The organism is Chryseobacterium sp. ERMR1:04 (assembly GCF_001297705.1).
Classification (GTDB): Bacteria; Bacteroidota; Bacteroidia; order Flavobacteriales; family Weeksellaceae; genus Chryseobacterium.
The window spans coordinates 319517-337337 of sequence record NZ_LIRF01000004.1; the positions used below are offsets into that span (position 1 = coordinate 319517).

Annotated in this window: 19 protein-coding genes; all 19 read right to left on the bottom strand. The window is 31.4% G+C overall.

Features of this window, described 5'->3' with window-relative positions; translation table 11 throughout:
* Positions 1–4 precede the first annotated feature (4 nt).
* The 19 genes from AMQ68_RS08940 to AMQ68_RS09030 all read right to left on the bottom strand — a co-directional run bounded on the left by AMQ68_RS08940 (position 5) and on the right by AMQ68_RS09030 (position 17816).
* Entirely contained in the window at positions 5–376 is a 372-nt protein-coding gene (locus tag AMQ68_RS08940; protein WP_054510293.1) for a septal ring lytic transglycosylase RlpA family protein, read from the bottom strand.
* Positions 377–896: 520 nt separating this feature from the next.
* A complete protein-coding gene (locus tag AMQ68_RS08945; RefSeq protein ID WP_054510294.1) occupies positions 897–1640 on the bottom strand; it encodes a hypothetical protein in 744 nt (247 codons plus the stop codon).
* A 15-nt stretch (positions 1641–1655) separates the two neighbouring features.
* Positions 1656–2315 carry a hypothetical protein gene (locus tag AMQ68_RS08950; protein WP_054510295.1) on the bottom strand — a complete coding sequence of 220 codons (660 nt, stop codon included), beginning with the start codon at positions 2313–2315 and terminating at the stop codon, positions 1656–1658.
* 411 nt (positions 2316–2726) lie between these two features.
* Positions 2727–4028: a 30S ribosomal protein S12 methylthiotransferase RimO gene (gene rimO, locus AMQ68_RS08955; protein WP_054510296.1), complete on the bottom strand. Its 1302-nt coding sequence runs from the start codon at positions 4026–4028 to the stop codon at positions 2727–2729.
* A gap of 94 nt (positions 4029–4122) precedes the next feature.
* Positions 4123–4668: a dTDP-4-dehydrorhamnose 3,5-epimerase gene (gene rfbC / locus AMQ68_RS08960; RefSeq protein ID WP_054510297.1), complete on the bottom strand. Its 546-nt coding sequence runs from the start codon at positions 4666–4668 to the stop codon at positions 4123–4125.
* Positions 4669–4688: 20 nt separating this feature from the next.
* The gene (locus AMQ68_RS08965) at positions 4689–5651 is read right to left on the bottom strand and encodes a glycosyltransferase family 4 protein (protein WP_054510298.1); all 963 of its coding nucleotides are present in this window, start codon (positions 5649–5651) and stop codon (positions 4689–4691) included.
* Positions 5651–6544, bottom strand: a complete 894-nt coding sequence (locus AMQ68_RS08970; protein WP_185113395.1) for an NAD-dependent epimerase/dehydratase family protein — start codon at positions 6542–6544, stop codon at positions 5651–5653. The genes AMQ68_RS08965 and AMQ68_RS08970 overlap by 1 nt, the downstream gene beginning before the upstream one ends.
* Positions 6544–7383 (bottom strand): polysaccharide deacetylase family protein, encoded by an 840-nt coding sequence (locus AMQ68_RS08975; protein ID WP_054510299.1) that lies wholly within the window; start codon positions 7381–7383, stop codon positions 6544–6546. The genes AMQ68_RS08970 and AMQ68_RS08975 overlap by 1 nt, the downstream gene beginning before the upstream one ends.
* The gene (locus AMQ68_RS08980; protein WP_054510300.1) at positions 7380–8339 is read right to left on the bottom strand and encodes a GNAT family N-acetyltransferase; all 960 of its coding nucleotides are present in this window, start codon (positions 8337–8339) and stop codon (positions 7380–7382) included. Before AMQ68_RS08980 ends, AMQ68_RS08975 begins: the two co-directional genes overlap by 4 nt.
* A 1-nt stretch (position 8340) precedes the next feature.
* Positions 8341–9339, bottom strand: a complete 999-nt coding sequence (locus AMQ68_RS08985) for a 3-oxoacyl-ACP synthase III family protein (RefSeq protein WP_054510301.1) — start codon at positions 9337–9339, stop codon at positions 8341–8343.
* Positions 9340–9344: 5 nt separating this feature from the next.
* Positions 9345–10091: an SDR family NAD(P)-dependent oxidoreductase gene (locus AMQ68_RS08990; RefSeq protein ID WP_054510302.1), complete on the bottom strand. Its 747-nt coding sequence runs from the start codon at positions 10089–10091 to the stop codon at positions 9345–9347.
* Entirely contained in the window at positions 10092–10319 is a 228-nt protein-coding gene (locus AMQ68_RS08995) for a hypothetical protein (RefSeq protein WP_054510303.1), read from the bottom strand. It abuts the gene before it with no gap.
* A gap of 42 nt (positions 10320–10361) precedes the next feature.
* Positions 10362–11591, bottom strand: a complete 1230-nt coding sequence (locus tag AMQ68_RS09000; RefSeq protein WP_198408881.1) for a glycosyltransferase family 4 protein — start codon at positions 11589–11591, stop codon at positions 10362–10364.
* A complete protein-coding gene (gene wecB / locus AMQ68_RS09005; RefSeq protein ID WP_054510304.1) occupies positions 11579–12712 on the bottom strand; it encodes a non-hydrolyzing UDP-N-acetylglucosamine 2-epimerase in 1134 nt (377 codons plus the stop codon). The genes AMQ68_RS09000 and wecB overlap by 13 nt, the downstream gene beginning before the upstream one ends.
* Before the next feature lie 20 nt (positions 12713–12732).
* The gene (locus AMQ68_RS09010) at positions 12733–13851 is read right to left on the bottom strand and encodes an NAD-dependent epimerase/dehydratase family protein (RefSeq protein WP_054510582.1); all 1119 of its coding nucleotides are present in this window, start codon (positions 13849–13851) and stop codon (positions 12733–12735) included.
* Positions 13851–14276, bottom strand: a complete 426-nt coding sequence (locus AMQ68_RS09015) for a WxcM-like domain-containing protein (RefSeq protein ID WP_054510305.1) — start codon at positions 14274–14276, stop codon at positions 13851–13853. The genes AMQ68_RS09010 and AMQ68_RS09015 overlap by 1 nt, the downstream gene beginning before the upstream one ends.
* Before the next feature lie 9 nt (positions 14277–14285).
* Positions 14286–15320, bottom strand: a complete 1035-nt coding sequence (locus AMQ68_RS09020) for a polysaccharide biosynthesis protein (protein ID WP_054510306.1) — start codon at positions 15318–15320, stop codon at positions 14286–14288.
* Between the two features lie 151 nt (positions 15321–15471).
* On the bottom strand, positions 15472–16692 hold the full coding sequence (locus AMQ68_RS09025) for a glycosyltransferase (RefSeq protein WP_054510307.1): 1221 nt from the start codon (positions 16690–16692) through the stop codon (positions 15472–15474).
* A complete protein-coding gene (locus AMQ68_RS09030; protein ID WP_054510308.1) occupies positions 16692–17816 on the bottom strand; it encodes a glycosyltransferase family 4 protein in 1125 nt (374 codons plus the stop codon). Before AMQ68_RS09030 ends, AMQ68_RS09025 begins: the two co-directional genes overlap by 1 nt.
* Positions 17817–17821 lie beyond the last annotated feature (5 nt).

Here is a 17821-nt window from a genome sequence, read left to right on the forward strand (position 1 = left end):
AATTTTAATCGACAATTTCATATTCCACCGGAATCGTACCATGATCGGCATTTCCGATTTCTTCGAACGCGGCTTTAGACATATCTAAGGCTCTTGATGAATGGAAAGGTCCTCTATCATTAATCTTCACTATCACCTCTTTTCCATTGTTCAGATTGGTCACTTTAATGGTTGTACCAAAAGGAAGCGTTCTGTTAGCTGCAGTAAGCTTTGAATTATCAAAGATCTCTCCGCTGGCTGTTTTTCTACCGTTAAACTTATCGTGGTAGTACGATGCATAACTTGTTCTTTTCGCATCTGTGGCATTATTCTTGAAAGAATAAATACCAAAGCTTGAAATCATCATTATGATTACGAGAATGAATCTTTTCACCATGTTGAAATTTTAATTGGTTTTGACTCAGCAAATGTATCATGAATATGACAAAGTCCACACTCCAAATGTTAAAAAACGTTAATAAAACCTTAATTATATCATAATAACCCTTGTAAGTCCCTATTAATAGGCTTTTTAGAGTAGGTTGTTAAAAAGTGTTAAAAAATAGGGTTAAAAGTTAACATAATTAACTAATCTAAGCATAATTTAAAAAATTGAATTTTAAAAATTACTGAAAATCAATATTTTAACATTTTTACTGAAAATTTAAGAAAAATTAAAAAAGTAATCAGAAATCCTCATTGTGCTTAGGCTTTAGTGAGGAAGTAGATTTATTCCATTTAAAAAATACCATAATAATTAATTTCAACCAGCAGAATAGATTCATACTATATATTTGCAGGAAAAGCTTACTTAGAATAATCATTATTTAATTTAAGTAGCTATGACACATTTTTTTAAAAATAAAAAAAACCAATGAGAAATCTCATTGGTTTTATATTTAGAATGTAGGTATACTTTATTTAGTATATTCTACAACATAGTCATAAACTCCGGCAGGATAAACTACAGACATACTTGGAGAACCTGTAATAAGGTTACCATTAGTAATATCATAAGAATAAACTCCGTTTGCAAAAACACTTCCTGTCCCTGCTTTAAAAACAGTTACTCTATAGATACTAGCTGTTCCACTAGCAGGAACTGTAATAGCAGCTGGCGAGTAAGTTGTAGGAGCTGTAGAAGTTCCACTTACTGTAAATGTTCCTTTTTTAGCATACACCTGACCACCATTTACTAAAGTATTAGTAGATGTTTCAGCAGTTGTTACATTGAATTTCGGATTTCCACCTACTGGTTGCCAAGTTCCAGATGTTACATTACCATTTGCAGCACCGTTAGGGTTAGAAAAATAATACCATCCTCTAACTAAACCTGTTGTTTGAGTTGTTAATGCTGGATCAGCAGTAGAACCTGTTCCTGTATTATATACTAACATTCCATCAAAGTAAGAAGGGAAAGTAATACCATCTGCAGCAGTTGTATCAAATCTATACAATGCCAAATTTGTATCAGGGAAAACCAAACCTTTTCCTATGCTATTTGATGAAGAAGCAGAAGTATCAAAATTTGTACTTGCGTCTAAAAATGCATTGGAATTAGCTATATTATTCGCTACTAACTGATTAGAGTTAACTTGTGCAGAAATTTTTGCTAAAGATACAGAAGCAAAAAGGACTATATAAAGACTAAATTTTTTCATTATTATTTATGTTTTTTAATTAAAAGAAATAGCTACCCATGCAGTACCATCACTAACAAAAGCTTTAGCTCTATTCTGTGCCAAAGTTCCAACTAATAAAGTAGGAGCTCCTCCAACAGATTGAACAACAACCGCTCCGGTACCTGTATTATTATTAGCCACATAAACTAATCTTCCAGTATTAGCAGTAGGATTAGGTAATTCTATAGTCATTGCTCCTCCTGCTTTAGTAATAATAAAAAAGTCTGTAGCTGTAGCTGTATAAGTAGCAGTTGTTGTTAAAATACTAACACTACCTCTAGTACCTTCATACCTCTGAGGAGTAGCAGCACCTCCACCACCAACAGCCACCCAAACATTGTTTGGAGCATCATAATAATAGAATCCTGTTGCAATTACATTTGCTGTTTTACCAGCTGCAGTACCGTCTAGGGTATTTACGAATGTAAGTGCTCCATTTTGAGTTGCAGTATATGCAGCATCTTTAGCTGCTAACTGAGCTCTTGTCAAACGAGGGACTAAAAGCGCATCAGGTCTTGTATTATCAGTAGTTGTAGCAACTACATCTAAAGTAGCGGCAGGTGTGGTTGTGTTTATACCCACACGCCCCTGTTGAGCTTTAGTAAGCGCTGTCATGCTAGCAAGAACAAACGCTGTTAATAAAATTTTTTTCATAAGTTTTTAAAGATTTTAAATTACATTTTTCATCAATGATATTTTCAAAAGGGACAACTTATCCCAACTTGCTCTTTATTTAAATTCAAAATAAAATAACCTATAAGGAGAACACTCTCAAAATTATTTTTTGTTTCGATTTAATTTTAAATACCTAACGTTCAATAAATAGCATTATAAAAATCTATTCATGTTGCAAAGTTAGTACTTTATTATTTAATTGCAATATTTTTGTATAAGGAGTTTTTTCTAATCAACAATAATAAAATTTAATCAATTGATAAACAACAACTTAAACACTTTGTTAAAACTGAATAAAATATGTTAAATTTTATTAATGCTCTAAAATAATAAATTATTTAAATAGAATAGGTTAAATGTATTAAAAAAATCACTAATAAATGATATATTTTAGATTAATTCTCCATATAAATCAAATTCTTCTGCGGATGTGATTTTTACCTCTGCAAATTCTCCAATAGAAACGTAAGTATTTTCTGCAGAAACTAAAACTGTATTATCTACATCGGGAGAATCATATTCTGTTCTACCTATAAAATAATTTCCTTCTTTTCTATCAAATACACATTTGAAAACCTTCCCAATTTTTTCTTGGTTCTTTTCCCAAGAAATTTGAGACTGTAATTCCATGATTTCTTCTACCCTAGCTTCTTTTACTTCTTGAGGAATATCATCTTCTAATACATAAGCTGTGGTATTTTCTTCATGAGAATAAGTAAAACAACCTAGTCTGTCAAATTTTTGTTCTCTTACCCATTCTTTCAACTCCTGAAATCTTTCTTCAGTTTCCCCAGGATAACCAACGATTAAAGTAGTTCTAATGGCCATATCCGGAACTTTTACTCTGAACTTAGCAAGAAGTGCATCCGTCTTTTCATGAGTAGTCCCTCTTTTCATTGATTTCAATAAATCTGAATTGATGTGCTGTAGCGGAATGTCTATATAATTACATACTTTAGGTTCTTCTCTAATAATATCTAACACATCTTCAGGAAAACCACTTGGGAAAGCGTAATGAAGACGAATCCATTCTACCCCTTCGACTTTTACCAATTCTTTTAATAAATCACCAAGTGCTCGTTTTTTATAGATGTCTAACCCATAGTAGGTAAGATCCTGAGCAATTAAGATTAATTCTTTGGTCCCTTTTTTTGCTAGTTTTTGAGCTTCAGAAACTAATTTCTCAATAGGAGTAGAAATGTGAGCACCACGCATCAAAGGGATGGCACAAAAAGAACATGGTCTGTCGCAACCTTCAGATATTTTTAAATAAGCATAATGTCTAGGAGTAGTTGTTAATCTCTCTCCCACTAATTCATGCTTATAATCTGCCCCTAAATGCTTTAATAAAATGGGTAAATCTCTTGTTCCGAAATACTGATCAACATCGGGAATTTCCCTAATCAAATCCGGTTTATATCTTTCAGAAAGGCATCCTGTTACAAAAACTTTTTCTACCTCTCCTCTATTTTTAGCTTCTACATACTCAAGAATTGTATTAATAGATTCTTCTTTAGCATTATCAATGAATCCACAAGTATTGATTACGACAATATCTCCACGGTCTTCATGTACTACTTCTTTCCCATTAGCTTTCAGCTGGCTCATCAACACTTCAGAGTCATATACATTCTTTGAGCAGCCAAGAGTGACAATGTTAATTTTCTTTTTACCTATGGATTTTGTACGCATCTTTTTGATTTTGAGTCTGCAAAGATACGAAATATTGAAGAGTATGGATTAAAAAAAGAAAACCACTTTAATAAATTGGTTTTCAATATGCTAATTAAAAGTTATTATCTTTAAAGCTGGGCGAATTTTTATCTTTATCTGAAAGAATCATATCAGTGGGATTAACTTTCCAATCGATATTAAGTTCAGAATCATCAAATTTCACACTTCCTTCGGATTCTTTATTGTAAAAGTTATCACATTTATATGCAAATACCGCAGTCTCACTTAAAACTGAAAAACCATGGCCAAATCCTCTCGGTACATATAATTGAAGTTTATTTTCTTCAGTAAGTTCAATTCCGAACCATTGTCCAAATGATGGAGAATCCTCCCTCAGATCTACTGCAACATCCCAAACTTTACCTTCTAAACATGAAACAAGTTTAGCCTGAGCATGTTCTCCTTTTTGTAAATGTAAACCTCGTAAAACTCCGTAAGAAGACTTCGATATATTATCCTGAACAAAGTGCCCGTTCATTCCTGTTAATTCTTCGAATTTTTTTTCATTAAATTTTTCAAAAAAATACCCTCTATCATCCTCGAAAATAGTTGGTTCTATGATATAGCAGTCTTTTAAAGGAGTTTCTTTAATTTTCATAATTTATTTCTTTTTTACTTTTACAAGTTATATTCTTTTTTTAAGCTCCATTTTAGTCCTAAATAGATTCCTCCAATGGGAATAAATATTATAGGAAGAATGCTCCAAATTGGAAGCTGCGAATTTATTAAAAATATATTAACCAATATTTGAAAAAATGTATATACGCAACTTATCACTAAATGAGATACTTTCTTTTCGTTCGCAAATAATTGATATAAGTGTCTTCTGTGTGCCTCAAAAATATTTTCTTTTAGCATTAATCTCTCAATGATAGTCAATACTACTTCCAATCCATAAATTGATAATAGTAAGATATATTTATAATCTTGGGTTTTCATAATCAATAAAGTAATAAGACCAATAACCCAAAACCCTATTCCTATACTCCCTACATCTCCTGCAAAACATTTTGCTTTTTTTCTGAAATTAAAGAACAAAAATACCACACAAGCAAGAATAGGATAGATAATAAAATTACTATCTGTAAAGGAAATTATTTCTTTATTAATATAAAGCAATGATGCCAAAGTAGCCAAACTGTAAAGCCCCGTCATACCATTGATACCATCCATAAAATTATAAGCATTCAATGTTCCAATAATTAGGATAAATAATATGGGCCATACCCAATAAGGCATTACAGTAAAAGCACCTGTAAAATATAATAATAACATGACAGAAACCAGATGAATAGACAGCCTTATCCTGCTTGACAACGTTTTAATATCATCGATAAAGCTGATGGTACAAATTGCTAATAATCCTAATCCAAAAGACCAATAATTGTCACTAACCTCGTGAAAATTAAACAAGCAAAAAACAACAAAGGCAATCGGAAAAATAATTCCGCCACCACGAAGCGTAATTTGAGTGTGTGCACTTCGATGATTGGGTTTGTCTATAATATTATATTTATCTGCAATCTTGAAGTACCCTAATATTGAGATAAATAATATTATTGTGGCATAAATATATTCCATTATTTTTTGAAGCTTTTGATCGTTTTTATTAAACCTCCTTTAGCTGTTAAAGGCAGTTTATCTATTTCCAAAGCATTTTTAATTTTGTTATTAGAAACCATATAACTTTCAGTTAGTTTTTTCAATCTCTCAGAATTCAATGGTAATTTAATGATATCTCCGATTCTAGCAACAAAAGAAATTAAATTGGCAGAAACTTTCCATAATTTAGCTTTTTTTCCGGAAGCTTCACTTATAATTTTTATAAGATCGTTTGTTGAGATAAAATCATCATCTGCAAAATTATAAATTCCAGATGCTATATTCTTATTTTTAAGAATTTGTAATACTAAAAAATTAAGATTATCTATGCTTAAAAATGAGCGTTTGTTCTCAAATGAAGCCAAAGGCCAAGGAATTCCTTTTTCTACAATTTTATATAAAAGATTTAAATTCCCTTTATTTCCTGGACCATGAATCATACATGGGCGAATAATGAACAACCTTTTTCCTTCAGGAAGTTTTTTAGACACTATGTATTCTTCAGCTAGAAACTTTGACTTTCCATAAGGAGTTTGAGGATCTGAAAAATGCTCTTCATCCAAAACGTTATCAATTGTATCAGCTGTTGCTTTTACACTACTGAAATATATTAAATCCGAAATATCTGAGCCTAAAAACTCATCAAAAAGTTTTTTTGTAAGCTCTGTATTTATTTTAAAATATTCTTCATCCGCAGAAGTATTTGCGGTATCATGAGCTTTACCTGCAAGATGAATTATTGCATCAGCTTCTTTTGGCAAAACCCATTTATTACGCAAAGAAAGCCCAGAAACCTCCAATCTTTCTTCAATAAGGTATTTTGATAAATTTTGGCCGACAAAGCCCGAAATTCCTGTAATTATAATTTTCATTATAACTTTATTATTTTTGAATTCTTCCAATCAATTTGTTTATCAGCCTCTTCAATATCCAAAAAATTAAAATCACTTAAATATCTATTGAATTTTTTAAATGCTCCTTTTATACCCACATATGATTTAAATTTCCTCATTGCAGGAAGGCTTTTAATGACAGGTTGCCCCGTATCAAAATCTCGAGGATGGAAATAAGTCATTAAATATTCTGTATCGTTTGTAAACTTCTTAATAAGTGGATAAGGAAGTAGTCTGAAAAAACCACCTCCAGAAAAAACTATATTTTTATTGAAAACCTGATGAACATTCATAGGAAATTCCTTCAAAATACCCGATTTGGTTTCAATAATAAAAGGTTCCGATATACCAAATTCCGGCAATCCTCCATAATCATGACTTGCAGGAAAAACAGAAGCATCATATTTAAAGCCTAACTCGAGAAGCGTTTCAAAACAATGAAGATTTTTAGATGTAATTGAAAAACCAGGTGCACGAAAAGCATTTACTTCTTTTCCAATAATATCTTCTAAAAGTTTTTTTGCTTTGTTTGTATCTTGTTCGAATTCATTTTGAGTAAATCTAAATGATAATTCATGCTGATATGAGTGACATCCAATATGATGACCATATTGATCAATACTTTTGATAACATCGGGGTGTTTTTCTGCCAACCAACCAAGACAAAAAAAAGTTCCTCTTATCTTTCTTCTCTCTAATTCATCTAAGATACGCTGAACACTGTCATATATCCTAACCTCATGCCGATCCCAATTAAAATCATTATCAATAAAATCGCAATTATACCAATCTTCTATATCAAAAGTAAGTAATCTCATAATAAATCATAATTAGAAAGGTTTACATCCCAATTGTTTAAGTTGTATAGAATCTCTGGTGTTATTAATTTTGAATTTAAAATTTTTGCCGTAAAATGAAAAGTTTTAGGCTCTTTACTTTTAGGTATTTTAATTAAACTTAAGGGCTTAAAATGAAGGTTACCTATATATAAAATAATATCAAAATTCTTATTTTCTGATTTATGTATATATCGAACAGCTTCATCAAAATTCTTTTTATTAAGTGGATTCACATCAATCAAAAATGCAGTATCAACTCCCTGATGTTTTTTAATCTTATAAAAAAATTCAAAGTCTTTTTTTACAATTTTTTTATAATTAGCATCGAACCATTTATATCGATAGCTATTAAATTTTGCTCGATTTTTCTGAATTCTATATTCTTTTGTTTCTCGATCTTGTGAAAATAAAGATAGTTTGACTAAAACTGCTGAGAAAATTTTTGATATAAAATTAAAACCTTTTAAATTTTCTTTAATCCCTCCGATTTTATAGGGAAGTACATAGGTACTCAAATCCCCAATATCTTTTTCTCTAAGACCTTTCGTTAAAAGTGGATATGCATTATCATTAGGAAAACCGAATACAAAAGAAAAACCGGATTCTTTTAATAATTTATGTCCCTTTGATAATAAATCGAAAATATTATCAAAATCTCTGTATTCTTTTAAGATCATTGTATCAACACTCAAAGCTACTTCTGTCTCAATACCATCTATTAAGTATATAAAAGGAATATAGCTTTGTGACCCAACAATTTTTTCACCATCCATTAATAATCCATGCAAAGAATACCCATGATCCGTATTCAAAAATTCATTTTTAAAATCTGATACTGATCTGGTATGCTCAGGAAATACCTGTGAAAAAACATCACAGATACTTTGTATTTCTATATCGGAAAGTTCAGTTGTTTTCTTATATATTACTGTCATTCTAGTATTCTAATACGGTTCCCGCCCATGAGTATCCTACACCAAAACCAGCAAGCATAATCTTTTTTCCTTCTGTTTTCCCTTCTTTCATTGCTTCAGAAAGTGCAATTGGAATTGTTGAGGAAACAGTATTCCCTACTTTATTCATGTAATAATAGAATTTTTCCTCTTCAATTTTCATTTTCTTTCTCAAGAAATCCATCATATACTTATTAGCTTGATGAAAAACGAATAAATCAATATCTGATTTTTCAAGATTATTTTTTTCTAATGTCTGTTGGGTAAGCTTAGGTACATTATTTTGAGTAAAATTAAAGATCTTCGAGCCATTCATATAAAGATAATCAGAATGTATTTCCGCTCCATTTTCATCTTCTGATACCAAATCCAATTTATCCTTATATTTCATTCCCCCGGTTTTTACCATAAGGTTTTCTGCACCTTTACCATCTGTTCCTAAAACAAATTCTTTAATTTCGGCTAAACCATCTGTAGATACTAATGTTGCTGCCGCTGCATCTCCAAATATGGTTTTGTTACCTTTATCTTTTGGATTAAGATGCTTTGTATATGTTTCAGACGTTAAAAGAAGTACATTTTTTGCTAGTCCGGCAATAATCAATCCTTTAGCTAAACCTAAACCATAGACATATCCTGAGCAGCCAAGGTTAAAATCAATTGCTCCAGAATTGGTAGGTATATTGAGGTTATTCTGTATAACACAAGCAGTTGTCGGTAAAAAATAATCAGGACTTTGCGTGCAAAGCATTACAAAATCAATTTCTGATGGATCTATATTCCATTCTTTAAAAAGATTTAATGCTGCTTTTTCAGCCATACTTCCTGCTGTTTCATCTTTGGCAGCTATATGCCTTTCATCAATTCCAACTTTTTCTGCTATCTTATCAACCGACCACTCAGGAAAATCTTTTACAAGATCCTGATTGGTGTAAATTTTTTCCGGCAAATAATACGAAATAGCTTTTATATATGCTTTCATTATGTTTATTTTAATGTAAAACCTCCATCTATTAAAAGGCTGGAACCAGTAACCCAAGCACTTGCTTCTGAAAGTAAATAAATTACTGCATATGCAACATCTTCAGGCTTCCCATATCTTTTCAAAGGATAGTTTTCTAAATCTTCTTTTATCTGCTCTACCGACATTGCTTTCTGATAAAGCATGTCGGTAGCAATCATACCCGGATTGACCGTATTAACTCTTATATTTCTTGCAGACAATTCAAGGGCTATATTTTCGGACAATGAGTTGAGTGCACCTTTAGAAGAGGAATAAGCTGTATTTCCTACTGAGGAACAATAGTTTCCTGAAATTGAAGAAATAAAGACAATAGATGCCCCTTTTCCAATTTTTTTATGATGTAACAATTCTTTTGTAAACATTGCCGGTGCAAAAAAATTCACCCCCATAACTTCCTCCAAAATATCCGAACTCATCAATTTAAACGGAACTCTTTTTAAAATGCCGGCCGCATTTACCAATCCGTCTATAAAGGGTAAAGTATTTATTACCACTTGAATATCTTCCTTCGAGGTTAATTCAGCAGAAAACATCTGATGATCGTCTCCTTCCAGATCATTATATGTTTCTCTTAATCTTTCTTCATTTCTACCAAGAATAATCAATTTAGCACCCATTTTTGAGCACTCAATTGCAATAGACTTTCCAATTCCGGATGATGCACCTGTAACTAGAATTGATTTTCCAGCAAGAGAAAATGGATTATGCATTTATTTCTTACTTAGAATATCAAACAAGTCCTGTATAGTCTCACTATTTCTGATGTCTTCACCTGTTACTTCTTTCTCATACTCTTCATCTGCCATAGCAATGATTGAAAGAGCAAGCATAGAAGACCATTCATCAAGATTTTTAAATTTTGTTTCTGCTGAAAATTCGGACGTATCCGTATCGTCAAATTGTTCTGAAAATTTTAAAATAAAATTTGTAATATTCATATTATATATTTTTTTTAATTTTAGAAGCAAAAATACTAATTATTAATTTAGTTCTTCAATCGCCTCTATTAGATTATTCATACATTTTTGTTTTGTAAAATAAGCATCAAAATAGGCTTTACCATTGGCTCCAAGTGAAGCCAGCTGATCAGAATTCTGAGCTATTTTATTCTGAATTAAATTTACCAATCCGTCTACATCTTCAGGGTTCATTATATATCCGCAATCGGCTTCTTTTATTACATCTGCTGCTGCACCTTCAATAAAACCTAATACTGGTTTTCCAGCTGCCATATAGGATTGTAATCTTGCAGGCACCACTTTCTTTAGATCATCATATTTATTGTTAAGGCTTAAAAGCATAATATCTGCATTTTCATAAAAAGCAGGCATTGTTTCAATTGGATGTTTTCCCATTAAGAAAACACTATTTTGAAGAGAATTTTCTTTTACAAAGTTTTCCATCCATACTTTTTTACTTCCATCTCCCAATATAATCCATCTTACATTTTCACTTTTTAGCTTCAACGCGGCATACATTATATTTTCTAAATTCTGAGAAACACCTAGGTTTCCAGCCAACATTATTTTAAAGCCATCTGGTAGTTGCGGAATTTCATGCTCTATAGTATCTTGAAACGATTCTTCTGCCCAGTTAGGAAAATATTGTATCTTTTTTTCATCTGCCGTTCTTTCCAAAACAGATTCTTTAAATCCTTTAGAACTGATAAGAATTTTATCACTGTTTCTGTAACTGAAATCCACATATTTTCCCAGCAAAGAAATAATTGCTTTATTATCAATTCCTGATCCCGATATAAATGCATCTGGCCATAAATCCAACACCCAAAGTATTAATGGTTTTTTTTGCATTTTTTTTACAATAATTGCAGGAAGAGTTTGAGTAATAGGCGATACCTGATGAACAAAAATAGAATCGAATTTTTTAAAAAAACTAAGATAAATCGCCCAAAGCGAACCAAAAAACATAAAGCTTAAATAAGTTAAAGGCAGTAAAAATTTAGTATACTTTTTACCTCTAGGTATTTGCAGACATCTGTATATCTTTACCCCATCTATTGTCTCAATTCTTCTTTTAAACAATCCATATCCAGGATAATATTTCCCTTGAGGATAATTTGGAATCCCTGTTAATACCGTTACATCATAGCCTTTTTTTTTCAGTTCAAATGCAATATCATTACTTTTGAAATTTTCCGGATAAAAATTCTGGGTAACCAGCAATACCCTCTTTTTCGTTATTTGCTCCACACTACTCTATTAATATAGTCTGTATAACTTAAAATTATTCTTACCACTTTTTCAGAAACATTTGGCATAGAATAATCTGCTACAGGTCTGTAGTTTCTCTCTTTACCTACTTTTTGCTGTTGAAGCTGCGTTAGTCCTTGTAAAATTCTTTCAGGTGACATGCCTACCATCATTACAGATGCTTCCTCCATTGCTTCCGGTCTTTCGTGAGCATCTCTGATATTTAGCGCTCTGAAATTTAAAATAGAGGATTCTTCAGAGATTGTTCCAGAATCAGATAAAACAGCATAACTTCTCATTTGAAGAGCATTATAATCATGGAAACCAAGTGGTTTTAAAAATTGAATTTCCGGTCTTACCTCAACTTGTTTTTTATCAATCATATTTCTGGTCCTCGGATGAGTAGAAACAATGATTGGATAACCAAATTTTTCAGCAATAGCATTAAGACTTTCCATTAAGCCATTAAAATTCTTTTCTGAATTAATATTTTCCTCTCTGTGAGATGAAACTACAAAATATTTCCCTTCTTCTAAATTCAAGCGGTTTAAGACATCCGAACTCTCAATTTGTGGTAAATAATGATTTAATACCTCAAACATTGGAGAACCCGTCTTAATAATTCTATCTGCAGGAAGCCCTTCTCTCAACAAATATTCTCTTGCAATATCAGAATATGTCATATTAACATCTGATGTATGATCTACAATTTTTCTGTTCGTTTCCTCTGGTACTCTCTGATCAAAACATCTGTTTCCGGCTTCCATGTGGAAAATCGGGATTTGTCTTTTCTTAGCAGGAATTGCACAAAGACAAGAATTCGTATCTCCTAAAACTAAAAATGCATCAGGTTGTAATTCTTCCAAAAGCGGATCTATTTTAATTAAAATATTCCCCACGGTTTCTGTCGCTGTTTTTCCTGCCGCTTCTAAAAAATGGTCAGGTTTACGAAGTCCCAGATCTTCAAAAAAGATCTGATTAAGCTCGTAATCATAATTTTGACCTGTATGAACGATAATATGTTCAACAGCTTTAGAAGCATCCAAAGCTGATAGTACTCTTGAGAGTCTAATAATTTCGGGACGAGTGCCTACGACCGTCATTACTTTCAATTTTTTCATCTTAATATTTTAAAATTTGTCTAAACATCCAAAAAATAAGTGTCTGCGTCTTCTGAATTAAAAGGTTCATTTATCCAAAAAATTGTATATAATTCTTCTTCTCCTATATTTTTGATATTGTGGGTGTACCAAATCGGCATATCTACATAGGCAGGCTCATTTCCATCTAAATAATAATCAAAAACTTCTCCTGTATCTATTTTTCTTAATTGTATTAACGCCTTCCCTTTAATCACAGAAAATCTTTCTATTTTTCTTGTATGGAAATGATTTCCTCTCGTAATTCCTGGAACTGTAGTGGAAAATGAACATTGTCCGCCAATTCCCAATCTGATTATCTCTACAAATGCCCCTCTGGGATCTATATGTTGGGGAAACTTAACCGGATAATGATTTTTAATATCAAAATAACAACGGAAAGTATTAAAAAGATTTAAATCAAATCTGCTGGCCAAAACAGGAATTTCTCCGTTGTCAAAGTATAAATTCTTATAATTTTCTAGTTTCAGAAGTACTTCAGAAACTTTATTTACAGAAGTACTTGACACTTCATATAATATATTAGATTCCTCACTTTCAATTTGGCTGATAATTTCCTGAACAAGTTCTCCTACATAAATTAACTTCACTTCGCCGTCATTATCAATCCCAGGAGTTTGACCATGTGTAAGTTTATAACAAAAAGTAGCAATAAAAGAATTATAATTTGGCTTCCCAAAAGGTCCGAAAACATTAGGAATTACCATCCCTGTAAATTTCCCACCAGATGTTTCTGCCCAATTGGCAAGCAATTCTCGCCCTTCCTTTTTGGATTTCCCATATAAATTATCTTTTTCCTCCTGTGAAGAGGATGAAAAGAGAATATGGGATTTAGAATTTGTTTTTTCTAGAGAACCTATTAATTTTTTAACAAGATCAATATTATTATTATAAATAACTTCTGGATCAGGATGACGGTTCATTGCAGCGAGATGAATAATCACATCACATTGTGCGACAAATTCATCTAATTTTTCTTGATTATCAAAAAATTCTCTTTCGAAGTTTATTCTTTCGAACTTATCCGGATATAAACCTAATGTATTATATAAATGTGATCCAACGAAACCATTTTGCCCCGTGATACCTATTTTTTTCATCATTTTAATTTTTCAAAATAATTTATTTCAAAACGATATTCATCTTTTACTTCTCCTAATGAATAATCTGCCATTACCATCAATTTTGAGCCATCATCTTTCGCTTGAACTGCAGTAGCGAATCCTTTTGGAATGTGAAGGACATTAAGTTGTTGACTCTTTAGTTCAAATTCTAATATTTCAACTTCTTTATTTGGATTATCCCAATTATCTATTTTCAGTAATCTTATAATAAAGCTTCCTTGTACTGCACTAAACCATCGTTGTTCTATTTGATGCCCCGTCCATCCTCTGATAAAATCTATATCTTTATTTTCAATAAAATAGATTCTTTTTATTTCAGAGGCATCAAAATTATTATTGAAAAATAAATTTCCTCTTTCATCAGAATATTTTCCACCTTCAATAATTCTAGGAATACTCATAAAAAATTATTAATCAGGATATTGCATTACATCTTCTCCTAAAATTTCTTTTCTTATTAAGGGAAGTTTCAATAAAAGTTCTTTCATTCCTTCTACGTCTTCTTGTTTCGTATTATGAGAATGGTAATCTTCTATTTTAGAAATATCTTCTAATCCTTCTGAAAAATACTGAGCATAATTTAAATCTCTATTATCGGCTGGTATTCTATAAAAGTCCCCCATATCTTCAGCCTTAATCATTTCTTCTCTTGTACAAAGTGTTTCATACAATTTTTCACCATGTCTAGTCCCGATAATTGTTATAGGGTTTTCAGCTTTAAACATTTCTTTTATTGCTTGAGCTAAATCTCCGATAGTTCCGGCAGGAGCTTTATTTACAAATAAATCACCAGAATTTCCATGTTCAAAAGCAAACAGGACCAAATCTACAGCTTCCTCCAATGACATTAAAAATCTTGTCATATTTGGGTCTGTTATTGTGATAGATTCCCCATTTTTAATTTGTTTTACAAATAAAGGAATTACAGAGCCTCTTGAAGCCATTACATTCCCATATCTAGTAAGACAAACGGTGGTATTTTCTAAATTTCTGGAAGCAGCAACTGCCACTTTTTCCATCATTGCCTTAGAAATTCCCATTGCATTAATAGGATATGCCGCTTTATCTGTACTTAAGCAAATAACTTTTTTCACATCATTTGAAGCTGCTGCATCAATAACATTTTGTGTTCCTTCTACATTCGTCTTTACAGCCTGCATCGGAAAAAATTCACAAGATGGAACTTGTTTCAAAGCTGCAGCATGAAAAACATAATCAACCCCTCTCATGGCAGGCTCAATACTTCTATAATCTCTCACATCACCAATATAGAATTTCAGTTTATCACTTTTAAACTGATTTCTCATATCATCTTGCTTTTTTTCGTCACGAGAAAAAATCCGTATTTCTTTAAAATGGTCTGTATGAATGAATTTCCTTAAAACAGCCGTTCCGAATGAACCTGTTCCGCCGGTGATAAGGAGGGTTTTATTTTTGATTTGCATATTGTATTTAATGTTTCGTGATATAAATGTACATATTCTAAAAAACGTATTCTTTACTGTACAATAATTCTATTCTTTCTTTATACTAAGGAATAAAATGGTTTGGGTTTCAAAAAAGCTACCCCACTTTCTTTTATTTTAGAATAATGCTTTATATAGTACTTTCAAACAATTGTTTATATAAATTTATATATTGTTTAAAATTTATATTCTGATCAAAAAGTTTTTCAGCTCTCGATCTGCAATCTGTTTTAAAACTATTCTTATTACTCTTTAAATATCTTTCTGTAGCCTTTAATAGAGAATCTACATCATTCTTTTCAACAACCTCTCCAGTTTTATCATCAATACTTTCAGGACTTCCGCCTGATCTATAGGTTACAACAGGTGTACCACACGCCATAGCTTCAAGATTGGTCGTAGGAAATGTATCTTCTAATGTAGGATTTACAAAAACGTGAGCGCCATTGTAAAGTGCTACAAGTTCCTCTACATTATCTGTTCTTTGTAAACCTATAATTTTTTGAGGAAGTTTTTCTATCTGTTCTTTGGTAAGACCTACAACAACTAATTTATAATCTTCAGAAAGCAATCCTGCCAATTTACTCAGTTCATTTAATCCCTTCCTAAAATCCCATACACTAGCAACTGCCAACACATATTTACACTCCTGAAGACCATACTTTTTTAAGGTATCCTCAAAATTATTAATTATTTTAAACTTATTCAAATCAATCCCATTATGTATAACGACATCAGTATTATTCTTTAAGAATGATCTTTTTACCAAACCTGACAACCATTCAGAAACCGGAACTAAAATAAGTTTCTCGGGTAAATTAAACATTGTTTTCTTTATGAAAAAATTGTTTTTAGAATTGTCAACATATGATTTGGGATAATTACTTATTTGAGCACAACTTCCACATTCATTCTCCCATTTATTGCAATTGATATATTCAAAATGGACACAATGTCCTGTAAAAGACCAACAGTCATGCAGAGTCCATACTACGGGAATCTTTCTCTGCTGAATATAGGTAAATAACAATTCATAATTGATATAATATCCATGGATATTATGAAGATGTATTATATCTGGTTGAATCTTATCCATCTTTTTAAGAAAATCTGCTGTGGCTTTTTTTGAATAAAGACCATGTTTATCTGTTAGACGGGAAAATAATGCATGTAAGATATTATCTGGTTTACTTCCTATTCTGATGTCGGTTGTATCTGGTTTTCCTGCATCTCTTCCATACGCAACGAAAGACTCCCATCCCTCGTTTAGAATTTCTTTTTCAATACCTTTAACAATCTTACCTGTAGAGCCAAAATTTGAAACTCCATTGATCTGTAAAACTCTTTTCATTATTCGTAACTTGATACAAATCTTCTCAAGATAATATCTGGATTAAAATTCTGTTCTGCAAGCTGCAAGCTGACTTCTGAAAATACTTTCCAATCTTCTTTTCTATTCATCAGTATATTAAATTTATCCCTAATTTCAACATGATTGGAAGGATCAAAGACGTAGCCGTTCTTACCTTCTGTGACAGTTTCGAAATGATTACCACATCGATTACTCACAAATACAGGCAAACCTGATGAAATTGCTTCAACAATAGACAACGGACTCGGATCTGAAAATGAAGGAAGTAAAAAAATATTTGCATTTTTATATTCTTCTCCTACTTGTTCCTGTGAAAGATTTCCTAGCAACTTAATGTTATTTTCTAAATTATTATCCTTAATATATTTTGCATAATCATCATAAGAATTTCCAGTACCTGCAATTCTTAAAATAATGTTTTTAAGATTTTCAATACCAATTGCATCCATAAAGTTTTTTATTCCTTTTATGTTTTCTTCTAATCTTGCAACTAAGAAAAAAATAGGTAACTCATTCTCTTTAGATACTACTTTATTCGTATTAAAAACATTTGTAGATACTATATTAGGCAGATATACGATATCATGTATTGGTATATCCCATTTTTCAAAAGACTTTACTGACATCTCACCTGGGATAATAAATTTACCATCTACTTGTTTGAAGAACCATTTTTTTAAAAAGTCTCTCAGCTTATTTTTCTTCTGACTTTCATTCGTTAAACTGTTCGCTTCACTCCATACTGATAATTTATTTTTTACCAAGCCTATACTTTTTAAAAAAGCTATTAACATTATATTTGGATTGTTCCAGCTACCTCCTAAAATAATTTCGTCCTTAGATCTTATAAGGTCACGTACTAAAAGAGGATTAAAATGGAAAAAAAAACCTTTAATAACAAAGTATAATCCGCTACCAATTTTATATTTAAATTTAAGAGTATTTAGATCAATATTCCAATTTCTGTTGGACTCGGTCTCTCTCATGAAAAAAACTTCAAAATCAAAATTAGTACTCTTACGGGCTTCTTCTAATGCATTATAAAAGAAAACCCTGTATGGAGGAATTATATTTGTAAAAAAATACACTTTCTTATTCTTCATCTTAT